The sequence below is a fragment of the Bacillus sp. AR4-2 genome, assembly GCF_008274865.1.
In the GTDB taxonomy this organism is placed as follows: domain Bacteria; phylum Bacillota; class Bacilli; order Bacillales; family Bacillaceae_G; genus Bacillus_A; species Bacillus_A cereus.
Genome location: NZ_CP031062.1, coordinates 3,977,950 through 3,994,136, shown reverse-complemented (window position 1 = coordinate 3,994,136; position 16,187 = coordinate 3,977,950). Strand labels below are relative to the sequence as shown.

The following is a 16,187-nucleotide window of genomic DNA, read 5'->3' as shown; positions in this document are numbered from 1 at the left end:
ATGGAGAAGCAATATTTAACCGTTACAGCGTTAACACGCTATATAAAAACAAAAATAGAATATGATCCGCATTTGCAGTCTGTTTGGTTAAAAGGTGAAATTTCCAACTTTAAAAATCATAGCCGTGGCCACATGTATTTTACATTGAAAGATGAAAATGCAAGAATCGCAGCGGTTATGTTTGCGGGCCATAATCGTAATATTAAATTCAAACCGGAAAATGGGATGAAGGTACTCGTGAAAGGGAAAATCTCTGTTTACGAGGCGAGTGGTTCTTATCAAATTTATATTCAAGACATGCAGCCTGACGGAGTCGGAAATTTACATTTAGCGTACGAACAGTTAAAAGTTCGTTTAGAAGAAGAAGGACTTTTTTCTCAAGTTTATAAAAAAGCGATTCCTCCTTACGCTAAAACAATAGGTGTGATTACGTCGCCAACAGGAGCAGCGATTCGTGATATTATAACAACGATTAAACGTCGTTATCCAATTGGGAATGTTATTGTATTTCCGGTACTTGTACAAGGGGAGTCAGCGGCTCCCTCGATTGTACAAGCGATTCGTACAGCGAATGAAATGGGAGAGATAGATGTACTAATCGTTGGTCGTGGTGGAGGTTCTATTGAGGAATTATGGGCTTTCAATGAGGAAATGGTTGCAAGAGCAATCTTTAAGAGTGAAATCCCTATTATTTCGGCAGTAGGCCATGAAACGGATTTTACAATCGCAGATTTTGTTGCGGATTTACGCGCGCCAACACCGACCGCAGCAGCTGAGCTGGCAGCACCTAACATTATAGAGTTACAAGAAAAGGTATTACAAAGAACTCTGAGATTGCAAAGGGCAATGAGAGAGTTAGTACATAAAAAAGAAGAAAAACTACAAGTGTTGCAAAAATCGTATGCGTTCCGTTATCCAAGACAAGTATATGAGCAAAAGGAAGAGCAATTAGATAGAGCGCTAGAACAGCTTGTTTTAGCGAAAGAGCGCTATATTGATAAAAAGGTGAATCAGTTAAAGCAACTTTCATTTTATTTAGAGAAGCACCACCCATCTCAAAAAATTATGCAAACGAAGGTAGCTGTGGAAACGTTGCAAAAGCAATTACAACGTGAAATGCAAACGTTACTTCAAACGAAAGAATTTGCCTTTGTAAGAGCTGCTCAAAAACTTGAAGCGTTAAGTCCGCTTAAAGTAATGATGAGAGGGTACGGGCTTGTATATGATGAAGAGAAGCAAGTGTTAAAAAGTGTGAAAGATGTAAGCCTTGGAGATGCTGTTTCAGTTCAATTACAAGATGGAATACTAGATTGTAGCGTATCAGGCATAGAGGAGCGTGAATTGAATGATGGAAAATAAATTAAGCTTTGAAGAGGCAATTTCGCAACTTGAGCATCTTGTTTCTAAGCTAGAACAAGGTGACGTACCTTTAGAAGAAGCGATTTCTTATTTTAAAGAAGGTATGGAATTATCTAAGCTTTGTGATGAGAAGCTGAAGAATGTACAAGAACAAATGGCAGTTATTCTTGGGGAAGATGGAGAGCTTGAACCGTTTACTGCTTTAGGAGATGAAGCATAGTGACGATTGCTTTTGATACTTTTTTGAAAGAAAGTAAAACTTTCGTAGAAGAAAAACTTGTAAGCTATGCAAATGGATTACAATGTCCAAATGTACTTCGTGAAGCGATGGCATATTCTTTGGAAGCGGGTGGAAAACGTCTCCGCCCGTTACTTTTGTTTGCAACATTACAAGCGTTTGGGAAAGAAAGAAATCTTGGAGTAGGTGCAGCTTGTGCTCTTGAAATGATTCATACATATTCGTTAGTTCATGATGATTTACCTTGTATGGATGATGATGATTTAAGAAGAGGAAAGCCCACAAATCACAAGGTATTTGGTGAAGCGATGGCAGTTTTAGCAGGAGATGGCTTATTGACATACGCTTTTCAAGTTATTATGGCATATGAGCAAAAAGAAATTTCTGCTGAAAAAAAAGTAAGACTTGTACTTGAACTCGCAAAAGCAGCAGGACCAGAAGGAATGGTTGGCGGACAAGTGGCAGATATGGAAGCGGAAGGGAAACGCCTTACGATTGATGAATTGGAGTACATCCATAAACATAAGACCGGAAAACTACTTGAATTTGCTGTACTTGCGGGTGCGATACTTTCTGATGCGACAGAAGAGCAAGAAGAAAAGTTGCTTACGTTTGCCAAATATATCGGTCTAGCTTTCCAAATTCGAGATGATATTTTAGATGTCGAAGGAACTGAAGAAGAGATTGGAAAACCGATTGGTAGCGATCTTTCTAATGAAAAGAGCACATATACGACGTTGTTTACTGTAGATAGAGCAAAGGATATTTTAGAAGAAACAATTGCAGAAGCAAAAGGTGCGATTAGCTCCTTGCAATTACAAGATGAATATTTACTCTCTATTTGCGATTTGATTGCAAAACGTAATAACTAATATAACAGCGTTTTCATTTGTTGAGTCATTCATCATTTTATGATATAAATGTAGGAAAAGGTTTTTCTTTTCTTGTTATTGGCAAAAATATATGTAGATTACATTGCCGTTATCACTTCGTGTTAGCGGCTATTTTTTTCATCGCCTGAAGAAATATGGTTTATAATAGGATTAAGGCGCAATAGACTGGTTAATAGCGGGACAAGACGAAAAATAGAAAAGAGAATTTCTTGTTTTGTGTAAATGTTTTTTATAATATTTGACATGTTGACAGATTATGAAATGAAAGTGAGTGATCCATGTGGATCTAACGCAAATTCAAAACCCTAGTTTTTTGAAAGATATGTCTATCAGTGAACTAGAGGGATTGAGTGAGGATATTCGTAAGTTTTTAATTGAAGAGCTCTCTCAAACAGGTGGACATATTGCACCTAATTTAGGTGTAGTAGAACTCACAATTGCTCTGCACAAATTATTTGATAGCCCGCAAGATAAATTTTTATGGGATGTAGGACATCAATCCTATGTACATAAAATTTTAACTGGACGCGCGAAAGAGTTTGGTACATTAAGGCAATATCAAGGTCTATGTGGTTTCCCGAAACGTTGTGAGAGTGAGCACGATGTATGGGAAACTGGTCATAGTTCGACTTCGTTATCGGCTGCAATGGGAATGGCTCTGGCACGTGATTTAAAGAAAACGAAAGAATATGTTATACCAATTATTGGAGATGGTGCTTTAACAGGCGGAATGGCTTTAGAGGCATTGAACCATATTGGACATGAAAAAACAGACATGATTGTTATTTTGAATGATAATGAAATGTCAATTGCACCAAACGTTGGTGCGCTTCATAATGTGCTCGGTCGTTTACGTACCGCAGGAAAATATCACTGGGTAAAAGATGAATTAGAGTATATATTAAAGAAAATCCCAGCAGTTGGCGGGAAAGTGGCTGCGACAGCAGAGAAAATAAAAGATAGTCTTAAATATTTACTAGTATCCGGTGTCTTTTTCGAAGAGTTAGGCTTTACATATTTAGGTCCAGTCGATGGACATGATTATGAAAAGTTATTCGAAACGTTGCAATATGCAAAGAAAACAAAAGGCCCAGTACTCGTTCACGTTATTACGAAAAAAGGAAAAGGTTATAAACCGGCTGAGAGTGACGTTATTGGAACTTGGCATGGAACAGGACCTTATAAAATTGAATCAGGTGACTTCGTTAAGCCGAAAGAAGTTGCACCAGCATGGAGTGCTGTTGTTAGTGAAACAGTACTTAAGCTAGCGAGAGCAGATGAGCGTATCGTAGCAATTACACCTGCAATGCCTGTTGGATCAAAACTTGAGAAATTCCAAAAAGAATTCCCAGATCGTATGATTGATGTAGGTATTGCAGAACAGCATGCTACAACAATGGCAGCAGGTATGGCAACGCAAGGAATGAAGCCATTCTTAGCGATTTATTCAACATTTTTACAAAGAGCATATGACCAAGTTGTTCATGATATATGCCGCCAAAATTTAAATGTTTTCATCGGAATAGATCGTTCGGGATTAGTAGGAGCAGATGGTGAAACGCATCAAGGCGTATTTGATATCTCATTCTTACGTCACTTGCCGAATATGGTGCTTATGATGCCGAAAGATGAAAATGAAGGGCAACATTTAGTTTATACGGCGATGCAATATGAAGATGGACCAATCGCATTGCGTTATGCGCGCGGTAATGGACTTGGCGTTCATATGGATGAAGAATTAAAGGCGATTCCAATCGGTACGTGGGAGACGTTAAAAGAGGGTACACAAGCAGCTATTTTAACGTTTGGTACGACAATACCAATGGCAATGGAAGCAGCTGAGCGTCTTGAAAAAGCTGGGGTTTCAGTGAAAGTAGTGAATGCTCGCTTTATTAAACCAATGGATGAAGCATATTTACATGATCTTCTAGGAAAGAATATACCGATTTTAACGATTGAAGAAGCTTGTTTAATCGGTGGTTTTGGAACAGGAGTAGTTGAATTTGCATCTGAAAATGGTTACCATAGTGCATTAGTTGAACGAATGGGTATTCCAGATCGCTTCATAGAGCACGGGAGTGTAACAAAATTATTAGAAGAAATTGGTTTAACGACAGATGCTGTTGTAGACCGTATTCATACAATGATTCCATCAAAACAAAAAAGGGCGTAACAAATGAGCGTAAAAAAAGAAAGAGTAGATGTACTATTAGTAGAGCGAGGACTTATAGAAACGCGTGAGAAAGCAAAGCGCGCCATTATGGCCGGACTCGTATATGCGAATGAGATGAGACTTGATAAGCCAGGAGAGAAAATCTCGCAAGATACTGAGATTACGGTGAAGGGACAAGTTATGCCGTATGTAAGTCGTGGTGGTTATAAACTTGAAAAGGCATTAGAGACATTTCATCTTGATTTACAAGATAAAGTTATGATAGATATTGGTTCATCAACTGGTGGCTTTACAGATTGCGCGCTTCAAAATGGAGCGAAATTATCTTATGCATTAGATGTAGGATACAATCAACTAGCGTGGAAATTACGTCAAGATGAGCGTGTTGTTGTAATGGAACGAACAAACTTCCGTTACGTGACACCAGCAGACTTAGAACGTGGTTTACCTCAATTTGCAAGTATTGATGTTTCATTTATATCATTAAAGCTTATACTGCCAGTTTTAAAAACAATGCTTATGCCTAACGGAGATGTAGCAGCGTTAATTAAACCGCAGTTTGAAGCTGGAAGAGAGCAAGTTGGGAAAAAAGGTATCGTTCGCGATAGAAAAGTACATGAAGCTGTTGTAGAAATGATTGTCGAGTTTGCTTTAAAAGAAGGCTATGATGTGGAAGGTTTAACATTCTCACCAATTACGGGTGGGGATGGTAATATTGAATTTTTAATTCATCTGAAATGGCATGGTGAACGTGAGAATGGCGAAAATCATTCTCCGATTTCTATAGAGCAAGTTGTTACAGAAGCGCATGAAGTTCTAAAACAAAAAGGGAAAGGGGAATAACATATGTTGTTCCTCTTTTTGCTGTAATTGTATAATGATTGTAAAAACAATTGTGTACAAGAAACGAATTATAAGTTAACATAAATAAGTGAAGTATACCAATGTTTAAACTATGGTAAGAGATAGTGTGAGGTGCAAATGTATGAATAAAGGTCAGCGCCATATTAAAATCAGGGAAATTATTGCAAACAAAGAAATTGAAACACAAGATGAATTAGTTGATATTTTACGTAATGAGGGATTTAATGTAACGCAAGCAACAGTATCGCGCGATATTAAAGAACTGCACTTAGTGAAGGTGCCATTACATGATGGGCGCTATAAATATAGCTTGCCAGCAGATCAACGATTTAACCCGTTACAAAAATTAAAACGAAATCTAGTGGATTCATTTGTAAAATTAGACACGGCAGGACATATGCTTGTGTTAAAAACATTGCCTGGTAACGCTCATTCACTTGGAGCACTTATTGATCATTTAGAGTGGGATGAGATCATCGGAACCATCTGTGGTGATGATACTTGCTTAATTATTTGCCGTACACCTGACGATACAGGTGTTGTCTCTGATCGTTTCTTAAATATGTTGTAACAAAAAATCTTGTTTGCTTTCCATCGTAAAGTGGAAAGTGAACAAGATATTTTTATTGGTTAAAAATATGAATTTTCAATTGTAATATAATATTTTGTTTGCATAAAGTTAGAAAATAGATGGATTGACCCGTAAAACAAATGTTTGGTACAATGAAGCGGGTTAGAAGAGTATATACATACAAATATATAGCATGATTATTTGAATGAAGAACTGAGAAAATCCTTTAGTAAGGGATTATTTTATAACGAGGTGAATGGGGCATTGTTATCGGAATTATCGATTAGAAACTTTGCTATTATTGAAGCATTAAATATTTCTTTTCAAAAAGGTTTAACGGTTTTAAGCGGTGAAACAGGGGCCGGAAAATCGATTATTATTGATGCAATTAGTTTACTTGTAGGTGGCCGTGGGTCAGCAGAATTTGTTCGATATGGAACAGAAAAGGCTGAGATTGAAGGGCTATTTTATGTTGAAGATGAGAAGCATCCATGTATTGAAAAGGCAGAAGAGTTAGATATAGAAATAGAAGATGGCATGATTATTTTAAAGCGTGATATTGCTGCGAACGGGAAGAGTGTATGTCGTGTAAATGGGAAGCTTGTTACACTTAGCATATTAAAAGAAATTGGGAAAACACTTGTTGATATTCATGGACAGCACGAAACGCAAGATTTAATGAATGAAGAACGACATCTGTTTATGCTTGATCACTTTGATGGGGATCGAATCGTTAAACAATTAGACATATATCAAAACGTATACGCTGACTATGAAAAATTAAAAAAACAATTGAAATCGTTAAGTGAAAATGAGCAACAAATGGCACATCGCTTAGATTTAATTCAATTTCAGCATGAAGAAATTCGCAAGGCGGATTTAAAGATGGATGAAGAAAATGAATTAACTGAGGAACGATTGCAAATTTCTAATTTTGAAAAGATTTATAAAGCGTTAGGTGATGCATATCGTTCGTTAAGTGCCGACGGACAAGGGTTAGATAATGTAAGAAGTGCAATGGGGCAAATGGAAAGTATTACACATTTAGATGAAGTGTATCAGGAAAATCATGATTCAATTGCAAATAGCTATTACTTATTAGAAGAGGTTGCCTATCAACTGAGAGAAAAGCTCGATATGATGGAATATGATCCAAATCGTTTAGATGAAATCGAAACACGTTTGAATGAAATTCGTATGCTAAAGAGAAAATATGGAAATACTGTAGAAGAGATTTTAGCGTATGCTGATAAAATTGAACAGGAAATTTTTACGATTGAAAATAAAGACGTTCATATTGAAACGACGAAGAAACAGTTGAAGGAATTAGAAAGTGTTATTCTGAAAGAAGCAACGTTGTTAAGTAATATGCGTCATGAACTTGCAGAACACCTTACAAATGCAATTCATCAGGAATTAAAAGAATTATATATGGAAAAAACGAAATTTGAAGTGAGAATTATGAAGAGAGAAGGAAATGCAGAAGAGCCCCTTGTGGAAGGTGCGCCGGTAAGACTTACGGCGGATGGTTACGATCATGTGGAATTTTATATTTCAACGAACCCAGGAGAGCCGCTAAAACCACTTTCAAAGGTTGCTTCTGGCGGAGAGTTATCTCGTATCATTTTAGCTTTAAAAAGCATTTTTTCTAAGCATCAAGGAGTTGCATCTGTTATTTTTGATGAAGTGGATACGGGTGTAAGTGGCCGGGTCGCGCAGGCTATTGCGGAAAAAATTTATCGAGTATCAGTAAACTCGCAAGTACTTTGTATTACGCACTTACCTCAAGTAGCTTCAATGGCAGATTCACATTTATTTATTCGAAAACAAGTAGCGAATGATCGGACAATTACATCAGTTACTGTTTTAACTATGGAGGATAAAGTAACAGAAATAGCTCGAATGATTTCTGGTGTGGAAATCACAGATTTAACGACGGAGCATGCGAAAGAATTACTTACGCAAGCACATCATTTTAAACAGACAGCAGAGGCTATCCAGTAATGGATAGCTTTTTTTCTCAAATGACGATTTCTTAATTCTTCCGGTTATAAATAAAGCACTGCAAGGAGAGATTAAAAAGTGAAGCCAAGAGGCTGAATGTGGGGTAGGAGCGAGGAGAGTGAACAAGTTGAAATTAGAAAAATTTCGAAAAATAATAGGTCTTTGTCTCCTTGTTTCTTTAGTTTTTATTGGATGTTTTAAACCGCTTCGAACGTTTATTTCATCACCGAAACAACTTGTTGTTTTTGAAGGACAACAATCAGAAATATCATCATTACCAGTTTTCAAAGCTTCATCCACAAATCGTCATGTATTTACAGTGAGTTCGAATGAACAAAAACAAGGACTTATGGTAAATTCTCATCAAAATGGTGAAGCTGATATGGTATTTCAGCTTGCTGGTTTTCCAGTGAAAAAAGTAAATGTGAAAGTGTTAAAAGATTTTAAAGTGATTCCAGGTGGACAATCAATTGGTGTGAAATTAAATACAAAAGGTGTACTTGTTGTAGGCCATCATTTAATTCAAACTGAAAAAGGTAAAATATCTCCTGGTGAAATAGCAGGTGTACAAATTGGAGATATGATTACTGAAATTAATGGTAAAACAATTGAAAGAATGAGTGATGTAGCACCGTTTATTCATAATAGTGGAGAAACAGGTGAACCGCTTAATCTTGTATTGTTAAGAGATGGAAAATATATTCGTACGAAGCTAACTCCACAAAAAGACAACGGTGAATCGTCTTATCGAATTGGCTTGTATATCCGTGATTCGGCAGCTGGAATTGGAACGATGACATTTGTTCATCCAGATTCTATGAAATATGGGGCACTTGGTCATGTTATTTCTGATAATGATACGAAAAAGCCGATTCAAGTCGAAGATGGACAAATTATGCGCTCGACAGTTACATCAATTGAAAGAGGTAGTCATGGGAATCCAGGGGAGAAATTAGCAAGATTCTCACCAGACCGTGAAGTGATTGGCAATATTACAATTAATAGTCCATATGGTATTTTTGGAAAATTAAATACGAATATGAAAAACGGTATAATGGATAAAGCGATGCCTATCGCATTATCTCATCAAGTAAAAGAAGGACCGGCAAAAATATTAACAGTTATTGATCAAGATAAAGTAGAAGCGTTTGATATTGAAGTTGTTAGTACAGTGCAACAAAAATTCCCAGCCACAAAGGGTATGGTAATAAAAGTAACAGATAAACGTCTATTAGCGAAAACGGGCGGTATCGTACAGGGAATGAGTGGAAGTCCAATTGTACAAAATGGAAAAGTAATTGGTGCTGTTACACACGTATTTGTAAATGATCCAACATCAGGATATGGTGTTCATATTGAATGGATGTTACATCAAGCTGGAATTAATATTTATGATCAAGAGAAAAAAGCGAGCTAATATATATTATTAGCTCGCTTTTTCTGTTGAAAAATTCGTTGAAATTTTGTAAAAGCTCCGCAAGAGGTGTTTTTTGTTGTAAAATAAAAGGAAAGGGTTGAACGTTTCGTTGTATTTCTATGATGGAATGTGTTGCGAAAGGGAATAAATGAACGATAAACATATTTTTTTGTGATTTTATCGGAAAGTAAGAAACTTTAAAAGGGAATTTTCACACAATTGTCGAACAATTCATGTAGCCTAGAAGGATACACATGTCGGAGAATCGATTCGGTAAGGGAGGAAAAGCTGTGGAGAAAATTAAAGTATGTCTTGTGGATGATAATAAAGAATTAGTATCAATGTTAGAGAGCTATGTAGCCGCTCAAGATGATATGGAAGTAATCGGTACTGCTTATAATGGTCAAGAGTGTTTAAACTTATTAACAGATAAGCAACCTGATGTACTCGTTTTAGACATTATTATGCCACACTTAGATGGTTTAGCTGTATTGGAAAAAATGCGACATATTGAAAGGTTAAAACAGCCTAGCGTAATTATGTTGACAGCATTCGGGCAAGAAGATGTGACGAAAAAAGCAGTTGACTTAGGTGCCTCATATTTCATATTAAAACCATTTGATATGGAGAATTTAACGAGTCATATTCGTCAAGTGAGTGGTAAAGCAAACGCTATGATTAAGCGTCCACTACCATCATTCCGATCAGCAACAACAGTAGATGGAAAACCGAAAAACTTAGATGCGAGTATTACGAGTATCATTCATGAAATTGGTGTACCCGCTCATATTAAAGGATATATGTATTTACGAGAAGCAATCTCCATGGTATACAATGATATCGAATTATTAGGATCGATTACGAAAGTATTGTATCCAGATATCGCAAAGAAATATAATACCACAGCAAGCCGTGTGGAGCGCGCAATTCGTCACGCAATTGAAGTAGCTTGGAGCCGTGGGAATATTGATTCTATTTCGTCCTTATTCGGTTATACAGTATCCATGTCAAAAGCAAAACCTACGAACTCTGAGTTTATCGCAATGGTTGCGGATAAGCTGAGACTTGAACATAAAGCTAGTTGAGAGTAAAAGTAGTAAGGGATTTAAGCTTTAGTAAAGCTTAATAATTCTTGAAATTGATACTCGATATCAAATTTAAAGCCAATAAACTTTTTAATGAAAGACCAATGAATGTTATAATTCGTTGGTCTTTTTATTTTGTTGAGAAAAAGAGATTATTTGATAGTATGGAAAATAAAACCTATTTTCAGTAATATTACATGTAAGTGAGTTTTTTATAAGGCAATAAAATAGATATAGATAGGGAGAAGGGGAATGGAAAATAAAATTTCAACTTGGCTAGGAATAGTAGCAGCTATGGGAGTTCTTGCTATTGCAGTTACATTTGGAATGTTAGAACTTGCAGATAATCCAGTAGATAAAGAAGTGAGCGCTCAAATAGATAAAAAAGAAGACCAAACAATAGTAGGTAGAGAGGTGGATGGGGTCTTTGTTGATGTGTATGTTACTGAAAATTCTACTGAAAGCGAAGTCATTACAGCGATGCATCGCATGACTCATCAAAAAGTGGTGGCAGAACGAAAATCGGGCTCTATCCCAATGATTCAAAGTAATGCTAAAAAATTAAAAGAAATTATAAATAAGAGTAGCTTTACGAAGAAAAATGAACTTTTAGCAATTGCTGATAGATGGGCGAAAAAAGATTTTAGTAAAATTGTAGAAGATCACAATTATTTCTCGGATGCTCAAGAAGATAGCGTTTGTAAAGTAACTAGAGCAATGGATGCGTTAGAAGAGCAACATTATATTTTAACTACATTCGGGGAGGAAAAAGCGAAAGAACTATACGAATCAGGGGATGCTCCGCACGTTCAATAAAAAATAATATAAAGGGCTTCTAGTTTTTTTATGATCGTGTTTTTAGAACGCAATGGGGACTTATAAATAAATAGTCTGCTTTCTTTATGACGTGTAACAAAAAAAAAAGATGTGATTCATTATTAAATGATGAAGGAACGGCTAAATCACATCGTAGTACATCTGTTAAAGGATTTTAGTAGGAAAGGCATCCGTGATATAATAGAAAATAATAAAAAGTCCTGCAAAACAGGACTGTATTATTCTTCGTCTTTATTTTGTTTTTCTAATTCAACTAGCTTTTGAATTAAAATGTGCTGCGGCATATGCATGAGTTGTTCAAGTGGAACACCTAGTGCTTTTGATAAGCGGACTGCAGTATCTGGAGAGATTTGTAATGGTCTCATAGAAGTACCTCCTTTTTCGTATAGTATAGCATAAGATTGGGGGAGTGAGGATGACTCTTATATTTGCACATCGTGGTGCGGCTGGAACGTACCCAGAAAATACAATGATTTCATTTGAAGCGGCTGAGTCTTTTAGAGCGGATGGAATTGAACTTGATGTTCAATTAACGAAAGATGGAAAAGTTGTCGTCATTCATGATGAAACGGTGGACCGGACAACAAATGGAAAAGGCGCGGTTCGGAATTATGTATATGAGGACTTATGCAAGTTAGATGCAAGTTATAAATTTGGTGATAAAGTAGGTTTTTGTAAAATACCACTTTTAGAAGAGGTATTAGAATGGCTTGAACAAACGAGTTTGCTACTTAATATTGAACTTAAAAATAATAAAATTCCATACAGAGGTTTAGAGGAAGAAGTTATAACGCTTGTGCGGAAATTTAGTCTAGAGGATCGTGTTATATTTTCTTCGTTTAATCACTACAGTATGAAACGGTGCCATATGATGGCTCCTGATATTCAAACAGCAATTTTATATCGCGAAGGTTTGCATAGTCCGTGGGCATACGCGAAAAAAATGGGGGCTACAGCAGTACATCCGAATTATCGTTACCTTCAAGATGCTATTGCCGAACTAACGATGGAAAGTGGTGTAGAGGTTCGCCCTTATACAATTAATGAAGAAACGCTTATGCGTAAATATTTTGATATGAATATATCGGCGATTATTACTGATTACCCTGAAACGGCAAGAACGTTAAAGCCAATAAAAAAATGAGACCGCGTGTAACGGTCTCATTTTTTTATTTATAAATAGTGGGGCATTCCTATCTTCTAAAGCGAGCTTGTACTTTATTTCGTTTACGGTCTCGGTGCAAGACGAAGCCACCGAAGATATAAAACCCGAGCCCGAAGCAGAGAGCGCCGATTAAAAATTGTAACCACAGTATAGAGATTGGTGGAAATAGAATCCCGAATACAGTATCTCTCATTAACTTTATACCAAACACAGCTAATGAAATAGGGATGAGTGCTAATAGTAGAGCAACGTAACGCTGCATACATAACGCTCCTTTTCAGATTATTTCGTATATTTTAATGATGTTATAGGGAAAGGGGGTTTGTCAAGAGGGTGCTGAACGAGTAAGATAAAAGTGTGAAAAAATTTGCAGAGTTACTTCGAGAGGAAGTGGGATATATGAAACAAAAAGTATTAATTGTTGGTGCAGGTGAAGGCGGGAGCGCACTGCTGAATCTGTTACAAAGTTCGAATATATTTCAAATTATAGGGATTATTGATATAAATCCGTTGGCAAAAGGACTACAAATTGCTAAGGAATACGGGATTGCAATTGGAGAAAGTGTAACTCCATTTCTTTCTATGCATATCGATGTAATATTTGATATGACAGGTGAAGATGATGTGCATAAGGTTTTATTGGAAAAAAAGAAAAAAGACACTCTTCTTATACCAGGTGATATCGCAAAAATTGTTACAGGATTAGCGCATGAGAAGGAAGGGCTAATTGGGCGATTAGAGGAACAAACGCAACAAGGAGAATTAATTTTAAATTCTACACATGATGGCATGATCGTAATTGATCGAGAGGGACAAGTTCGTCTTTTTAATAAAAGTGCAGAGCGTATTATCGGATATAAAAAAGAAGAGGCGATAGGAAAATATATTTTAGAAGTCATTCCAACTAGTAAATTACTTCGCATTATACGTACGAAACAAATAGAAGTAAATTATGAACTAACATTAGAGAATGGAAAGAAAATTATTACAACGCGTATACCGATATTAAAAGAGGGCGGAGAGGTACAAGGGGCATTTGCAATTTTTAAAGATATAACAGAAGTTGTAGATTTAGCGGAAGAAGTTACAGATTTAAAGGAAATTCAAACACTATTAGAGGCAATTATTAACTCATCTGAAGAAGCAATTTCGGTTGTGGATGAAAAAGGAAGAGGTTTAGTCATTAACCCGGCATATACGAAATTAACGGGTTTAACAGAAGAAGATATTATTGGGAAGCCTGCTACAACTGATATTGTAGAAGGCGAAAGTATGCATATGAAAGTACTTCGAACGCGTCGTGCGGTGCGCGGAATACATATGAAGATTGGGCAAAAAAAGCGCGATGTAATTGTAAACGTGGCACCAGTCATTGTGGATGGAATATTGAAAGGAAGCGTCGGCGTTATCCGTGACGTGTCGGAAATTCAAAAGTTAACAAATGAATTGAATAGAGCAAGGCAAATTATTCGCACATTAGAAGCGAAATATTCATTTGATGATATTGTCGGGAATTCAGATGAAACAACGGCAGCTATCGAACAGGCGAAGCTAGGAGCAAATACACCAGCAACAGTACTGTTACGCGGTGAATCTGGGACTGGTAAAGAATTGTTTGCACATGCAATCCATAATGGAAGTAATCGAAAATACAATAAGTTCGTCCGTGTAAACTGTGCGGCCATTTCGGAGACGTTGTTAGAAAGTGAATTATTTGGTTATGAGGAAGGGGCGTTTTCTGGAGCGAAAAGAGGCGGGAAACGTGGGTTCTTTGAGGAAGCAAATAACGGTAGTATTTTTTTAGATGAAATAGGGGAGTTATCTGCAAATACACAAGCGAAACTCCTTCGTGTACTGCAGGAAAAAGAAATTGTAAAAGTTGGTGGAACGAAAGCGATACCTATTAATGTTCGAGTAATTGCAGCGACGCATGTGAATTTAGAAAAGGCTATTCTAGAAGGGAAGTTTAGGGAGGATTTATATTATCGATTAAATAAAATCCCAATTCAAATTCCATCTCTTCGTCAACGTAAAGGAGATATACCGACAATTGCGGACAGATTGATTCAAAAAATTAATCAAGATTACGGTCGTAATGTAGAAGGGCTCACTGATTCAGCCATTTTATATTTACAATCATACGAATGGCCAGGGAATGTGAGGGAACTTGAAAATATTCTGGGAAGAGCTATTATCTTTATGAATTATAACGAGACCTATATTGATGTACACCATTTACCGCCATTACATAACGAAGAGCAGGTGGAGTCAAAGCAATCTCATTTATTACCTGAATTAGAAGAAAAGCCACTTGAACATTTAGTGACAGAGTTTGAAGGGAATATTATTCATGAATATTTGGAGAGATTTGATGGGAATAAAACGCAAACTGCAAAAGCGTTAGGAATTTCCGTTCGAAATTTATATTACAAGCTAGAAAAGTATGACCATGCAAAAAATAGCATGCAATAAATTGCGTACCGTGCAATTTATTGCATGGTATACAAAAAGCGACAAAATAAGACAGAATCTTTTGTTATTTTCCAAAGTATTGATTTTACTGCATTTTGAATGCGTTTTCATTATTGGTAAGACCACTTTTAAAAGTTGGCACGGTATTTGCTTTATAAATAGACGAGGGACGACGGAAAGGGTTGATTACAAAATATGAAGTTAGAATACTTAATTGATCAAGCAGCAGGGCAGCCTAAAAAAACTGTAGCTGTAGCAGTAGCTGAAGATCATGAAGTAATTGAAGCTGTAGCGAAAGCAATTAAATTACAGTTAGCTCAATTTCGTCTATATGGAAATCAAGAAAAAATAATGGGGATGCTACAAGAACATGGTTTACAAACTTCAGAACATGTTGAAGTGATTGCAGCAATGTCTAGTGCAGAGGCTGCAGAACTTTCTGTTAAAGCTGTGAGAAATGGTGAAGCAGACGTGCTTATGAAGGGGAACATCCCAACAGCGAATATTTTGAAGGCTGTGTTAAACAAAGAGTGGGGCCTACGTAAAGGTAGCGTACTTTCACATGTAGCAGCATTTGAAGTTCCAAATTACGATCGTCTTATTTTCGTTACAGATGCAGCGATGAACATCGCACCTGATGTAACACAAAAAGCTGCTATTATACAAAATACTGTAGAAGTTGCCCGGGCAATAGGAATCGACTTGCCAAAAGTGGCACCAATTGCAGCAGTAGAAGTTGTGAATCCAGCGATGCAGGCGACAATTGATGCAGCGATGTTAACACAAATGAATCGCCGCGGACAAATTAAAGATTGTATCGTTGATGGACCACTTGCTTTAGATAATGCAGTATCACAAATTGCAGCAGAGCATAAAGGCATAGTAAGTGATGTAGCAGGTAAGGCAGATATTTTACTCGTCCCAACGATTGAAGCTGGAAATGTGCTATATAAATCACTCGTATACTTTGCGGATGCAAAAGTAGGAGCAATGATTGCTGGCGCAAAAGCACCGATTGTTTTAACATCTCGTGCTGATTCAGCAGAAACAAAAGTATATTCATTAGCATTGGCAGTTGCGACTGCTTCAAAATAAACCAAAAAGGGTAA

Annotated in this window: 15 protein-coding genes; 13 read left to right on the top strand and 2 right to left on the bottom strand. The window is 36.7% G+C overall.

The window, feature by feature from the left end:
* The 10 genes from xseA to DN399_RS20500 all read left to right on the top strand — a co-directional run bounded on the left by xseA (window position 1) and on the right by DN399_RS20500 (window position 11,420).
* A complete protein-coding gene (xseA, locus tag DN399_RS20550) occupies window positions 1-1,359 on the top strand; it encodes an exodeoxyribonuclease VII large subunit (RefSeq protein ID WP_000415248.1) in 1,359 nt (452 codons plus the stop codon).
* Complete coding sequence (gene xseB, locus DN399_RS20545; RefSeq protein WP_000428423.1) at window positions 1,349-1,579, top strand: exodeoxyribonuclease VII small subunit; 231 nt, start codon at window positions 1,349-1,351, stop codon at window positions 1,577-1,579. Before xseA ends, xseB begins: the two co-directional genes overlap by 11 nt.
* Window positions 1,579-2,469 (top strand): (2E,6E)-farnesyl diphosphate synthase, encoded by an 891-nt coding sequence (gene ispA, locus DN399_RS20540; RefSeq protein WP_000150380.1) that lies wholly within the window; start codon window positions 1,579-1,581, stop codon window positions 2,467-2,469. Before xseB ends, ispA begins: the two co-directional genes overlap by 1 nt.
* A 301-nt stretch (window positions 2,470-2,770) precedes the next feature.
* Window positions 2,771-4,663, top strand: coding sequence for a 1-deoxy-D-xylulose-5-phosphate synthase (dxs, locus tag DN399_RS20535; RefSeq protein ID WP_000366452.1), 1,893 nt, complete (start codon window positions 2,771-2,773; stop codon window positions 4,661-4,663).
* Between the two features lie 3 nt (window positions 4,664-4,666).
* Window positions 4,667-5,506 (top strand): TlyA family rRNA (cytidine-2'-O)-methyltransferase, encoded by an 840-nt coding sequence (locus DN399_RS20530; RefSeq protein ID WP_000111875.1) that lies wholly within the window; start codon window positions 4,667-4,669, stop codon window positions 5,504-5,506.
* A 142-nt stretch (window positions 5,507-5,648) separates the two neighbouring features.
* Window positions 5,649-6,098, top strand: a complete 450-nt coding sequence (gene argR / locus DN399_RS20525; RefSeq protein WP_001032580.1) for an arginine repressor ArgR — start codon at window positions 5,649-5,651, stop codon at window positions 6,096-6,098.
* Window positions 6,099-6,362: 264 nt separating this feature from the next.
* On the top strand, window positions 6,363-8,102 hold the full coding sequence (gene recN, locus DN399_RS20520) for a DNA repair protein RecN (protein ID WP_000947767.1): 1,740 nt from the start codon (window positions 6,363-6,365) through the stop codon (window positions 8,100-8,102).
* A gap of 118 nt (window positions 8,103-8,220) precedes the next feature.
* Window positions 8,221-9,519 (top strand): SpoIVB peptidase, encoded by a 1,299-nt coding sequence (spoIVB, locus tag DN399_RS20515; protein WP_002024767.1) that lies wholly within the window; start codon window positions 8,221-8,223, stop codon window positions 9,517-9,519.
* Between the two features lie 290 nt (window positions 9,520-9,809).
* Window positions 9,810-10,604, top strand: coding sequence for a sporulation transcription factor Spo0A (spo0A, locus tag DN399_RS20505; RefSeq protein WP_011110369.1), 795 nt, complete (start codon window positions 9,810-9,812; stop codon window positions 10,602-10,604).
* A gap of 252 nt (window positions 10,605-10,856) precedes the next feature.
* Window positions 10,857-11,420: a PRK06770 family protein gene (locus DN399_RS20500; RefSeq protein WP_000428229.1), complete on the top strand. Its 564-nt coding sequence runs from the start codon at window positions 10,857-10,859 to the stop codon at window positions 11,418-11,420.
* Between the two features lie 239 nt (window positions 11,421-11,659).
* On the opposite strand, the gene DN399_RS20495 is transcribed toward DN399_RS20500, so the two are convergent.
* On the bottom strand, window positions 11,660-11,806 hold the full coding sequence (locus DN399_RS20495) for a YycC family protein (RefSeq protein WP_001247671.1): 147 nt from the start codon (window positions 11,804-11,806) through the stop codon (window positions 11,660-11,662).
* Window positions 11,807-11,856: 50 nt separating this feature from the next.
* Here DN399_RS20495 and DN399_RS20490 point away from each other — a divergent pair, with 50 nt between their 5' ends.
* The gene (locus DN399_RS20490) at window positions 11,857-12,585 is read left to right on the top strand and encodes a glycerophosphodiester phosphodiesterase (protein WP_149149910.1); all 729 of its coding nucleotides are present in this window, start codon (window positions 11,857-11,859) and stop codon (window positions 12,583-12,585) included.
* A 49-nt stretch (window positions 12,586-12,634) separates the two neighbouring features.
* Here DN399_RS20490 and DN399_RS20485 read toward each other — a convergent pair whose 3' ends face one another.
* A complete protein-coding gene (locus tag DN399_RS20485) occupies window positions 12,635-12,868 on the bottom strand; it encodes a DUF2627 domain-containing protein (protein ID WP_001190211.1) in 234 nt (77 codons plus the stop codon).
* A 137-nt stretch (window positions 12,869-13,005) separates the two neighbouring features.
* Between DN399_RS20485 and DN399_RS20480 the strand changes: the two genes are divergently transcribed.
* Together DN399_RS20480 and yqiS are read left to right on the top strand one after the other, a co-directional pair.
* Entirely contained in the window at window positions 13,006-15,078 is a 2,073-nt protein-coding gene (locus DN399_RS20480) for a sigma-54 interaction domain-containing protein (protein WP_033666632.1), read from the top strand.
* Window positions 15,079-15,273: 195 nt separating this feature from the next.
* On the top strand, window positions 15,274-16,173 hold the full coding sequence (gene yqiS / locus DN399_RS20470) for a phosphate butyryltransferase (RefSeq protein ID WP_000764677.1): 900 nt from the start codon (window positions 15,274-15,276) through the stop codon (window positions 16,171-16,173).
* Window positions 16,174-16,187: the final 14 nt, after the last annotated feature.